At 63.8% G+C, this 11,061-nt stretch carries 13 protein-coding genes; 8 read left to right on the top strand and 5 right to left on the bottom strand.

All coding sequences use genetic code 11. The annotated features are described in order from the left end of the window. A partial coding sequence (locus AADA04_RS08135; RefSeq protein WP_340692758.1) for a tetrahydrofolate dehydrogenase/cyclohydrolase catalytic domain-containing protein occupies nucleotides 1–690 on the top strand: 690 nt, incomplete at its 5' end. Further along, nucleotides 687–935: an HNH endonuclease signature motif containing protein gene (locus tag AADA04_RS08130; RefSeq protein ID WP_340692757.1), complete on the top strand. Its 249-nt coding sequence runs from the start codon at nucleotides 687–689 to the stop codon at nucleotides 933–935. The genes AADA04_RS08135 and AADA04_RS08130, both read left to right, overlap by 4 nt. An 84-nt stretch (nucleotides 936–1,019) precedes the next feature. On the opposite strand, the gene soxR is transcribed toward AADA04_RS08130, so the two are convergent. Then, complete coding sequence (soxR, locus tag AADA04_RS08125; protein ID WP_340692756.1) at nucleotides 1,020–1,604, bottom strand: redox-sensitive transcriptional activator SoxR; 585 nt, start codon at nucleotides 1,602–1,604, stop codon at nucleotides 1,020–1,022. Between soxR and AADA04_RS08120 the strand changes: the two genes are divergently transcribed. Continuing rightward, nucleotides 1,603–1,986, top strand: a complete 384-nt coding sequence (locus AADA04_RS08120; protein WP_340692755.1) for a VOC family protein — start codon at nucleotides 1,603–1,605, stop codon at nucleotides 1,984–1,986. The two genes, soxR and AADA04_RS08120, sit on opposite strands and share 2 nt — an antisense overlap. A 61-nt stretch (nucleotides 1,987–2,047) precedes the next feature. On the opposite strand, the gene AADA04_RS08115 is transcribed toward AADA04_RS08120, so the two are convergent. Both AADA04_RS08115 and AADA04_RS08110 read right to left on the bottom strand, forming a co-directional pair. Then, a complete protein-coding gene (locus AADA04_RS08115; RefSeq protein WP_340692754.1) occupies nucleotides 2,048–2,278 on the bottom strand; it encodes a hypothetical protein in 231 nt (76 codons plus the stop codon). Nucleotides 2,279–2,355: 77 nt separating this feature from the next. Next, nucleotides 2,356–3,504, bottom strand: coding sequence for a citrate synthase family protein (locus AADA04_RS08110; RefSeq protein ID WP_340692753.1), 1,149 nt, complete (start codon nucleotides 3,502–3,504; stop codon nucleotides 2,356–2,358). Nucleotides 3,505–3,594: 90 nt separating this feature from the next. On the opposite strand from AADA04_RS08110, the gene AADA04_RS08105 reads away from it, so the two are divergent. Beyond that, the gene (locus AADA04_RS08105) at nucleotides 3,595–4,686 is read left to right on the top strand and encodes a citrate synthase/methylcitrate synthase (RefSeq protein ID WP_340692752.1); all 1,092 of its coding nucleotides are present in this window, start codon (nucleotides 3,595–3,597) and stop codon (nucleotides 4,684–4,686) included. 4 nt (nucleotides 4,687–4,690) lie between these two features. Here the strand turns inward: AADA04_RS08105 and secA are convergent, their stop codons facing one another. Continuing rightward, nucleotides 4,691–7,414, bottom strand: coding sequence for a preprotein translocase subunit SecA (secA, locus tag AADA04_RS08100; RefSeq protein WP_340692751.1), 2,724 nt, complete (start codon nucleotides 7,412–7,414; stop codon nucleotides 4,691–4,693). A gap of 188 nt (nucleotides 7,415–7,602) precedes the next feature. Between secA and AADA04_RS08095 the strand changes: the two genes are divergently transcribed. Genes AADA04_RS08095 through AADA04_RS08080 form a run of 4 tightly spaced genes read left to right on the top strand, consistent with a single transcriptional unit; the run spans nucleotide 7,603 to nucleotide 10,400 of the window. Continuing rightward, on the top strand, nucleotides 7,603–8,553 hold the full coding sequence (locus tag AADA04_RS08095) for a peptidylprolyl isomerase (RefSeq protein ID WP_340692750.1): 951 nt from the start codon (nucleotides 7,603–7,605) through the stop codon (nucleotides 8,551–8,553). After that, nucleotides 8,550–9,800 (top strand): bifunctional glutamate N-acetyltransferase/amino-acid acetyltransferase ArgJ, encoded by a 1,251-nt coding sequence (gene argJ, locus AADA04_RS08090; protein WP_340692749.1) that lies wholly within the window; start codon nucleotides 8,550–8,552, stop codon nucleotides 9,798–9,800. The genes AADA04_RS08095 and argJ overlap by 4 nt, the downstream gene beginning before the upstream one ends. Next, on the top strand, nucleotides 9,797–10,213 hold the full coding sequence (gene mutT / locus AADA04_RS08085; RefSeq protein WP_340692748.1) for an 8-oxo-dGTP diphosphatase MutT: 417 nt from the start codon (nucleotides 9,797–9,799) through the stop codon (nucleotides 10,211–10,213). The genes argJ and mutT overlap by 4 nt, the downstream gene beginning before the upstream one ends. Before the next feature lies 1 nt (nucleotide 10,214). After that, the gene (locus tag AADA04_RS08080) at nucleotides 10,215–10,400 is read left to right on the top strand and encodes a Flp family type IVb pilin (RefSeq protein WP_340692747.1); all 186 of its coding nucleotides are present in this window, start codon (nucleotides 10,215–10,217) and stop codon (nucleotides 10,398–10,400) included. 16 nt (nucleotides 10,401–10,416) lie between these two features. On the opposite strand, the gene AADA04_RS08075 is transcribed toward AADA04_RS08080, so the two are convergent. Next, on the bottom strand, nucleotides 10,417–11,061 hold a 645-nt coding region (locus AADA04_RS08075), incomplete at its 5' end, for a methyltransferase domain-containing protein (protein ID WP_340692746.1).

The raw sequence follows: 11,061 nt of genomic DNA, 5'->3' as shown, positions 1-11,061 counted from the left end.
CCCGCCACGGCGACGCAGGCCGAGATCGAAGACCTGATCGCCCGCCTCAATGCTGACGACTCGATCGACGGCATCCTGCTGCAGTTGCCTTTGCCCAAGGGTCTCGACGAGCATCGCGCCATTGAGTGCATCGATCCGGACAAGGATGTCGACGGCCTGACGGAAGTGTCCGCCGGCCGCCTCGTGCTTGGCAAACCGGGCCTGCGCTCGTGCACGCCGGTCGGCTGCGTCATCCTCGCGAAAAGCGCGCTCGGCGACGATCTCTCCGGCAAGCATGTCGTCGTCATCGGCCGCTCCATCCTCGTCGGAAAGCCCGCCGCGCTGCTCTTCCTCGCCGAGAACTGCACCGTCACCATCGCCCATAGTCGCACCGCAGACCTGCCGGCGGTCTGCCGCACGGCGGATATTCTCGTGCCCGCCGTCGGACGTCCGAACATGGTCAAGGGTGACTGGGTCAAACCCGGCGCCACGATTGTCGATGTCGGTATCAATCGCGTGCCGGCGCCGGAAAAGGGTGAAGGCAAGACGCGTCTCGTCGGCGATGCCGATTTCGCCGATTGCGAACCCGTGGCCGGCCATATCACGCCGGTGCCCGGCGGCGTCGGCCCGATGACCATTGCCTGCCTCCTGCGCAACACGGTGCTCGCCGCCTGCGCCCGGCGCGGCTGGCCGGTGCCGGAGAACCTGTGAGTCAGGAATTCGCGCCGCCCGCCACGAAACTGTTCCAGCGTCTCTGGCAGGCACAGGGCGGCAATTGCGCCCTGTGCGGCAAGCCCATGCCGTCGACACGGTTCACGGTCGGCCATGCCACGGTCTGGAAGAAACAGCGCCCGACATTCGACCATATCCACGCCCTCGCGCGCGGCGGGCCGGACAATGAGACCAATCTCCAGCTCGCCCATGCCGTCTGCAACAAGCGCAAGGGGCGGGGCTAGAGCGGCGTGCCGAAAAGTGGGCGCCGGTTTTCGGGAACACGCCGCGACCAATAAGAACTTGGAGCATCCTGCGCGCAGGATGCTCTAGGCCTCTGCCGCCTTGGCGGCGCCGTCGCGTTCCATCAGGAAGCGCGGACCGGGGCCCAGTCGTGCCGCCCGGTCGCCGGGATTATAGAGCGCGCAATTCGACAGCGACAGGCAGCCGCACCCGATACACACGTCCAGCCGGTCCCGCATCAGTTCCAGTGTCTCGATCTGTGCGTCCAGCCGTTCGCGGAACAGGGCGCTGATCTTCGACCAGTCGCTCTTGGTCGGTGTCCGCTCCTGCGGCAGGCCTGACAGCAGGTCGCCAATCTCCGTGATCGAGAAGCCAAGCTGCTGCGCAATCATCACGAAGGACAGGCGCCGCACATCCGAGCGCAGGAAGCGGCGCTGCCCACCGGCATTGCGCATCGACCGGATCAGGCCCTTGTCCTCGTAGAACCGTATCGCCGACACTGACACGCCCGTGCGCGATGCCAGCTGTCCGATGGGGATGAGATCTGTTGTTTCCATCGCTGCCGCATAGCAAAGAAAAAGCTTGACCTCAAGTAAGGTTGAGGAATTATCAAGGAGGTCCATCAGCAACAGGGCGGGCAGTTTCCGCCCCTGGAAAAGGACCAGTCCCATGACCACAGCAACCCTTGAACACGTCAATATCACCGTCAGCGATGTCGATCGCACATCCCGCATGCTGGAGCGCATCTTCGGCTGGCATGTCCGTTGGAAGGGACCATCGATCAATAATGGGCAGACCGCCCACGTTGGCACCGACACGGCCTATATCGCCCTCTACTCGCCCGGCGAAACGGATGAACCGGACCAGGTGTCCTACAACGTGCAAGGCGGCCTCAACCATGTCGGCGTGATTGTCGACGATCTTGCCGCCGCCGAGCGCCGCATCCTCGATGCCGGCTTCGTCACCCATTCCCACCAGACCTATGACCCGGGCAGCCGCTTCTATTTCCACGACTATGACAATGTCGAATACGAAGTCCTGTCCTATGCCTGAACGCGAAAGGCCCGGCCTCTTGATGGGGCCGGGCCTTTCACCTGAACGGAATTATCGGTGCTCAGCCGGGTTTGTCGTCCGGGCCGTCGGCGATGTCCTCGATCACCTCATTGGCTGTTTCGGCGGTTTCATTGGCGGCCCGGGCCGCATTGTCGGGCAGGTCGGTCAGCACGGAATCCATCCGCGCGCCGGCGCCCTCGAACGAGCCTTCCTGGATATAGAAAATGCCAAGCGCCACGAGGAAGACGATGCTGACGAGTGCCAGGATGGAAGTGATGATGTCTTTGCGCATGTTCGGCCCCTTGAGCGTGTGTAATTAACCTTACGCAGCGGGGCCGGGCTTGTTCCCCAATCAGTTGAACGGCGGGATCAGGGCCGCGCAGCGCTGTCTGGCATCTCGCCGGCATAGCGCGCCCTTGGCCGGATCAGCGAGCCGGTCTCGATCTGCTCCATGGCATGGCCCAGCCAGCCGATGGATCGTCCGATGGCAAACACGCTGAAGGCGGCGTCCACCGGCAAGTCATAGCGCTGTGCCATGGCAGCGATGGCGAAATCCACGTTCGGATACTCACCGCTTTCATGGGCGACAGCCGACAGGATAACGGCAAGATTTTCCGGCACGTCGAAGCGGGCGAGGAGTTCAGTCGCGCGCGGGTCGCCGCCCGGATACAGCGGATGGCCGAAGCCGGGCAGGGCGCGTCCCTCGTCGAGGCGGGCCCTGACGGCGACGTCGGCCCCCAGCAGCTGCGCCTCACTCAGGAATGCCAGTACGCCGCCCACGGCTGCGCCGTGCAGTGGCCCGGACAGGGTCGACAGGCCTGCCAGCGCGCAGGCTGACAGGGATGCGCCCGTCGAGGCGGCCACTCGCGCCGAAAAGGTCGAGGCATTGAGTTCATGGTCGAGCATCAGGACCAGTGCCCGGCGAACCAGGTCGGCGCCGTCCGGATCAAGCCCCCAGGCCGCTCCCAGGCGCTGATGGATCGGGCCATCGCCAGCGCCGCCCGTCGCGGCATCGACCAGCGTTTCCAGCACCGTGGCCGCATCCGCCGCCAGCATGGCCCGTGATCGCCCGCGTGCGTGCGGGTCAGTCCCGGCCCGCGCAGCCAGCGCGGTGAACAGGCGGGCTTTCAACGGGTCCTCGTTCACCGGCAGCAAGTGAGGGCGCGGCGCATAATCTGCTGCCCAGAAATGCGCAGCCGCCGCTTCCAGCGTGGCTGTCTGCGACAGGTCGATCGCATCCACCCCGCGATAGCAGAGCCGCCCCTCGGCGATCACTGTCAGCTTTGAAGTCAGCACCGGCTCGCCCCAGGCGATCGAGGCGCGGGCAATCTCGGCGGCGCGTTTCGGCCCGGACCGGCGCGATGCCAGCCGCTCGATATCCTCGGCGCTGTAGAGCGAACGGCGCGGGTCTTCCGGATCCGGCCGCGCTTCCAGTCGGCCCCGGCTGACATAGGCATACAGCGTCTGTGGCCGCACGCCGAGCTGGCGAATGGCCTCTGCCGAACTGATCCACGCCATGTCACGTCCTTACATTGATTATATTGATCAAGATTGACGATACACCCTCCGGCGCCGATCTCCAGACCAGAAATTCAAGGAGGAATGAGAATGAGTCAGGGTCTGGATGATGTAATCGCCGCCGAAACGCGCCTGTCCTCAGTTGATGGAGCGCACGGCATACTGGTCATCAAAGGCTTTTCGCTCGACCAGATTGCCGGGCAGAAATCGTTTGAGGACGTCGCCTGGCTGCTGTTTGGCGGCCTGTTCGACGACCTCCCCGACGCGCACACGTTCGCGGCCCAGCTTGGCCGTGCCCGCAGCGAAATGTTCGACCTCGTGCAATATATCGATGACGGCATCCTGACCTTGCCGCCCATGGACGGTATGCGCGCCATCATGGCCCGGATCGCGGATGGGGAAGACCTCGCCACGGCGACGCGCCTGCTGGCCGCGCCAGCGGTCCTGCTTCCGGCCTTCCTGCGCTTGCGGAACGGACAGCCCCCCCTCGCACCGGAGCCGCGCCGCGGACATGCCGCGGACATGCTGCACATGCTGGACGGACAGGTCGCGGCCCCCGAAACGGTCAGCGCGCTCGACACATACCTCGTGACGGTCGCCGACCATGGCCTGAATGCCTCGACCTTCGCCGCCCGCGTCGTCGCCTCGACCTGGTCCGGCCTCACATCCTCTGTCCTGGCAGGGCTCGCGGCGCTGAAAGGCCCGCTTCACGGCGGCGCGCCGGGGCCGATCATCGCCATGCTGGACGGGATCGGAACGCCTGAACACGCCGAGGCCTGGATCGAAGCGGCCCTTGCGCGCGGCGACCGGCTGATGGGCTTCGGCCACCGTATCTACAAGGTCCGTGACCCGCGCGCCGACGCACTGAAAGCCGCCGTCCGGCGCATGGCAAAAGGCTCGAACCTGCTGCCCGGACGCCTGAAACTGGCTGAAGCGGTCGAACAGGCAGCGCTCGAAATCCTGCACCGGCACAAGCCCGACCGGCCATTGGATGTGAATGTGGAATTCTATACCGCGCTGCTGCTGGAAGCGCTCGGCTTCCCGCCGGATGCGTTCACGGCGGTGTTCGCCACAGGCCGCACGGCGGGCTGGCTGGCGCATGCCCGCGAGCAGCGCCTCACCGGACGCCTCATCCGCCCGCAATCTGCCTATGTGGGACCAGCGCCCGCCGAAGCGGCCTGAAAGATCAGGCCCGCTGCGGCGTCAGGGCGCCGTGGCAATGCTTGTACTTCTTGCCGGAGCCGCACGGACAGGGCGAGTTGCGCGGCGTGTTCGACCAGTCGTCCTCGGCCTGGAACAGGGCCGGGCCGGGGCCGGTATTGCCGACCGGGTCGCCCGGCGACATCTCGTTGACGCCGGTATCCGGATCCAGGTGCAGTTCGCGCCGTGGTGGCGGCGGGGCCGGGCGCTGGGCTTCGGGCGCCTGCACACGGATATGCATCAGCGACCGTGTGACCGTCGTGCGCAGTTCGTTCAGCAGGCTGTAGAAAAGGTTGAAGGCTTCTTCCTTGAACTCGTTCAGCGGGTCGCGCTGGCCATAGGAGCGCAGGTGGATCACAGAGCGCAGCTGGTCGATCTGCTGCAGGTGTTCACGCCAGCGCAGGTCCAGGACCTGCAGCAGGACCTGTTTCTCGATACGGTGCATCTGTGCTTCGCCCACCTGGTTTGACAGGTTTTCATAGGCCTTGGCGACATGGTCGCGAATGCGGTCGGCGATTTCCTGGTTGGCGACGCCTTCCTCGGCGGCCCATTCGGCAATCGGCAGGTCAAGCGCGAGATCGGTCTGCAGGGCTTCCGTCAGCCCGGCAATGTCCCACTGTTCCGCATAGGCCTTTTCCGGCATCGTGCGCATCACTAGTGCTTCGATGACATGATCGCGCATTTCAGCAATCGTCTCGGACACATCATCGGCGCGCATGAATTCCATGCGCTGCTCGAAGATCGCCTTGCGCTGGTCATTGATAACGTCGTCATATTTCAGGACGTTCTTGCGGATCTCGAAATTGCGCTCCTCGATCTTGCGCTGCGAGGTCTCCATCGCCTTGTTCATCCAGGGATGGGTGATGCCCTCGTCTTCCTTGATGCCGAGGCGGCGCATCACGGCGTCCATGCGCTCGGCGGCAAAGATCCGCATCAGGTCGTCTTCGATGGAGATATAGAACTTGGACCGGCCCGGGTCGCCCTGACGGCCGGTACGTCCGCGCAGCTGGTTGTCGATGCGGCGGCTTTCGTGGCGCTCGGTGCCGAGCACGTAGAGCCCGCCCGCATCCAGCGCGCGCTTCTTCTTCACTTCGATATCAGCCTTGATCTGCGAGGTGAGCATCGACAGCTCGCTCTCGGTCAGCTCGCGGCCGAGTTCTTTTTCCTTGGCGGCCTTTTCCTGTTCGACACGCATGTCGAAATTGCCGCCGAGCTGGATGTCCGTACCGCGTCCGGCCATGTTGGTGGCAACCGTGATCGCGCCCGGCACGCCGGCATTGGCGACGATGAAGGCTTCCTGCTCGTGATGGCGCGCGTTCAGCACCTTGTGCGGGATCTTGGCTGCCGTCAGCAGGCTGGACAGGATTTCCGATTTCTCGATCGAGGCAGTGCCCAGGAGGATCGGCTGGCCCTTGGCCTGGCACTCCTTCACCTCCTTGACGATCTCCTTGTATTTCGCTGCAGCGGTCCGGTAGACGACATCGTCGTCATCGATCCGCTTGATCTCCTTGTTGGTCGGCAGGTCGACCACTTCCAGCTTGTAGATATCGTGGAATTCGGACGCCTCAGTCAGCGCCGTACCGGTCATACCGGCCAGCTTCTTGTAGAGACGGAAATAGTTCTGGAACGTGATCGAGGCCAGTGTCTGGTTCTCGGGCTTGATATCGACCCGTTCCTTGGCTTCGATGGCCTGGTGCAGGCCTTCCGACAGGCGGCGGCCTTCCATCATGCGGCCGGTGAACTCGTCGACCAGCATGACCTGGTCGTCCTTGACCAGATAATCCTTGTCCTTGTTGTACAGCTTGTGCGCACGCAGGGCCTGGTTGGCATGGTGCACGAACGAAATATTGGTCGGCTCCCACATCGAGCCTTCGAGCAGGCCGGCTTCCACCAGCCAGTTCTCGATCTTCTCGGTGCCGGTTTCGGTGTAGGTGACCGAGCGCTGCTTCTCGTCGAGTTCGAAATCCTCGGGCTCAAGGCGCGGCATCAGGTTGTCGAGCGCAATATAAAGTTCGGAGCGGTCGTCTGTCGGGCCGGAAATGATCAGCGGCGTGCGGGCTTCATCAATCAGGATCGAGTCGACTTCATCGACGATCGCATAATGGTGTCCGCGCTGGGCCATCTGCTCCAGCGAATATTTCATGTTGTCGCGCAGGTAGTCGAACCCGAATTCGTTATTCGTGCCGTAGGTGATGTCGGCGGCGTAAGCGGCCTTGCGTTCGTCGTCGGTCACGCCGTGCACGATGATGCCGGTCGTCATGCCGAGGAAGCCGTAAATGCCGCTCATCCATTCAGCGTCGCGCCGGGCCAGGTAGTCGTTGACCGTGATGACGTGCACGCCCTTGCCTTCGAGCGCGTTGAGGTAGACCGCGAGCGTTGCCACCAGTGTCTTGCCTTCACCGGTGCGCATCTCGGCAATTGCGCCGGAATGCAGGATCATGCCGCCCATCATCTGCACGTCGAAATGGCGCATGCCGAGAGACCGGCGCGAGGCTTCGCGTACGACCGCAAAGGCTTCTTCCAGCAGGCTGTCGAGGGTGGCGCCATCGGCAAGCCGTTTGCGGAATTCCACGGTCTTGGCTTTCAGCGCCTGGTCGGACAGCGCTTCCATCATCGGCTCAAGGGCGTTGATCCGGTTGACGCGGGCGCGGAGGGGCTTCAGCTTGCGGTCATTGGCAGAACCAAAAATCTTGCGGGCTACGGAAAGCATATCAGGCGGCACCAATCGATCTGGGCGAACAAAACACTTAATCCTGTCAGCGACGTATGGCAGGACATTTGCGGGGTCTTCCGCAGCGCTTACACTGGCCAGAAGGTCTCGACCAGTGTGAGGGTCAGACTTAAGAACGCGGCCAAGGGGTGTCAATGCGACGCCCTCAGCGAATACTGGAGATAACGGTGCTGTTTTTCAAGGCAAATACGACCGCCCTCGCGCGTCTGGCCTGCGGCGCGGCGCTACTTGTGCTGTGTGCCTGCGGCAATGGCGACGAAGCCGAGGTTCCGGTCCAGGTCGACGGCGCGGCTGCGGCGTCCGTCAATGGCGAGAAAATCTATGTCAGCGACGTGGAACTCGAGGCCGTCGCGCGGGGCCTGATCCCTGCCGGTCAGGCGCTCGATCACAAGAGCCAGGAATACAAGACCGTGCTCGACCAGCTGGTCGACCAGAAACTGATGGCGCAGGAAGCCGTTCGGCGCGGAATCGACCAGGACTCGGCCGCCAGACGCCGCCTCCACATGGCGCGCGAACGCATTCTCGGCAATCTGCTGGTCGAGGACCTGGTCGCCCGTGAGGTCACCGACGCCCGGATCGACCGGATGTATGCCGAACAGGTCAGCCTGCAGCAGTCGAATGACGAAGTCTCGATTGCGCACATCCTGTTCGCCTCGGAGGAAGAAGCCCGGGCGGTCTATGACGAGATCCAGGACGGCGCGAGCTTCGAAAGCATGGCACGCGCGCATTCCAAGGATTCCGCCACGCGCATGGAAAATGGCAGCCTCGGCTATGTCTCGCCGAACGACCAGATGGACCCGTTCCCGGTGATGATCGCCAATACGCCGGAGGGTGAAATCTCCGAACCCTTCCTCAGCGCCGACGGCTGGCACATTCTCAAGGTCAAGGACCGCCGCACCCGTGCGCCCAAGACGCGCGACGAGATGCGGCCTGAAATCGTCACCTTCCTGACATTGAACCAGATCAGCAAGATCCTGCGCGAATTGCGCACGCAGGCCGTCATCCAGGAAGGTGGTCCGGGCGCGGCCAGTCCGCCCGCCACACCGCTTTCGCTGGGTGAGGATGCCGCCCCGCCCGAAGACACTGCCTCCGATGCCCCTGAAGGAAATGAATTGTGAAATTGAAGCCGTCCCCGTTTGCCCCCGCAAGCTTTCCGGTCCTGCCAGTGGTCAAGGGCGTGCGCGCCGCAACCGGCTCGCGCGGCTTCTATGCCCGGCGCGGAATCACCCGCGATGATGTATTCCTGTTCGCGTTTGACGAAGGCACCACCTGCGCTGGCGTCTACACAGTGTCGCGGACGGCATCGGCCGATGTGCTCTGGTGCCGCGAGGCGCTGGGCGAAGGGGGCGGCGCAGCCCGGGCCCTGATCGCCAATTCCGGCAACTCCAATGCGTTCACCGGGCCAAAAGGCGTGGAGAAGAACGAGGCCACCCTGAAGGCGCTGACCAGCACCCTCGGCATTGACCGCAATACCTGTTTCATCGCCGCGACCGGCGTGATCGGTGAGCCGCTGGCAGACCCGAACTATGTCGGCTCCTTCGTGCCGGACCTGGCAAGCCGTCTGACGACACCGGACTGGCAGGCCTGCGCCCGGGCCTTCATGACTACTGACACCTATCCCAAGGCGTCCGGTCGCACGGTCGACCTCGCCGGCGTGCCCACAGCCTTTGCGGGCATTGCCAAGGGCTCCGGCATGATCGCGCCGAACATGGCGACCATGTTGTCCTACGTCTTCACCGACGCCGCGATTGATGCAGACCTGCTGCAGGACCTGCTCGAAGACATTGCCGACGAGACCTTCAATTCAATCACCGTGGATGGCGATACGTCGACATCCGACACGCTGATGGTCTTCGCGACCGGAGCGTCCGGCGAACCCGCCATCGAAACACGTGAGGATGAGCGCTTCCCTGCCTTCGCGGCCGCCCTCCACGCCACCTGCCTCGACCTCGCCCTGCAGGTCGTCAAGGACGGCGAAGGGGCCAGCAAGTTCGTCACCGTCCGTGTCGAAGGCGCCGAATCGCAACTCTCTGCCAAGATCGTGGCCTGCGAGATTGCCAATTCCCCGCTGATCAAGACGGCGATGGCCGCAGGAGATGCCAATTGGGGCCGGGTCGTGATGGCGGTCGGCAAGTCGCTCGAACCGATCGTGATGGAAAAGCTCGCCATCTGGTTCGATGATGTGCAGGTCGCAAAAGGCGGTGCCCGCGCGCCGGACTATGACGAAGCGGCGGCGAGCGCCGTGTTCGCCAAGCCGGAATTCACCATCCGGGTCGACCTCGGCGTTGACGCGTTCTCGGCGACCGTCTGGACCTGCGACCTGACGCACGGTTATGTCGACATCAACGGCGCCTACCGGACATGACGCGTCCGCTCGTGCTGGTCGTTGCGGCGGCGCTCTACAATGACAAGGGCGAAATCCTTCTGGCTCAGCGCCCGGAAGGCAAATCCATGGCGGGCCTCTGGGAATTTCCCGGCGGCAAGGTCGAACCGGGCGAAACGCCGGAACAGGCGCTCGTGCGCGAACTGCACGAGGAATTGTCGATCATGGTTGAGGAGTCCCATCTCGAACCGCTCACATTTGCCAGTCACGATTATCCGAATTTTCACCTACTTATGCCATTGTTCAGGTGCTGTGTTTGGACAGGCGACGTGAATCCCAGGGAAGGGCAATCCTTCAAATGGGTCGCGCCTTCTGCCCTGCATGATTATCCGGCACCAGCGGCAGATATTCCTCTGTTCGATGTGCTGTCGGGAACGAGGCCTGGGAGGGTCTGAGATGGGACTGAGGACTTTGCTTGTTCGTTTCGTTGCTGACCAGCGCGGGGCCACGGCGCTGGAATATGGCTTGATTCTCGGTGTGATGGCCCTGGCCATCATCGGCGGAATCGGGGCTGTCGGTGCTGCTACGTCGGGTTCATTCGAGGACTCGTCTGCGGCTCTGGAAACGGCGAAGGGCTCCTGATCCAGCCTGCTGCCTTTTAGTTTTTCCCGCTCTGCCTTCGGACAGCGTCCGCAAGGCTGAGCGTCGCGCTACCCGGTTTCAGCGGTTTCGGCTGGCTTGGCGCCGGCGCCCAGCCTGACAGGAAGACGATCTCGAACGTCGCCCGTACGCGGCCGTCCGGATCACTGAACCGTTCGGCATACATCTCAGCCATCCGCATCAGCACGCGCCGGGGCAGGGGTTGGCCCATGCCCTTTGTGAACGCCGCCCGCTCGCCCATGCCCTTGAGATCTGCCAGCAGGCCGAACACGCTATCATAGCGCACCGTTACACTGTCCCGGTCGACCACCGGCAGGGCAAAGCCCGCCCGTTGCATCAGGGCGGCCATGTCCGACAGGGCCGGTAGCGGTGACAGGCGCGGCGCCAGTCCGCCCACAAGCTCGCTCTCGGCCTCGGTCAGGCATGTCCGCAGCTCGGCCAGCGTCCCGGCGCCAAACAATGCTCCCAGGAACAGGCCGTCCGGCTCCAGCACGCGGCGCACCTGAACAAGGGCGCCCGGCAGGTCGTTGACCCAGTGAAGTGACAATGCCGATACGACCAGGTCGAAACTGGCGGGGTCATAGGGCAGGGCCTCCTCGTCGGCGACCTCGGCGTCCAGGCCGCGCGCCCGGGCCTGCGCCAC

It is taken from the genome of Hyphomonas sp., from assembly GCF_037969335.1.
Lineage (GTDB): Bacteria > Pseudomonadota > Alphaproteobacteria > Caulobacterales > Hyphomonadaceae > Hyphomonas.
This window is presented reverse-complemented; position numbering and strand designations above follow the sequence as displayed.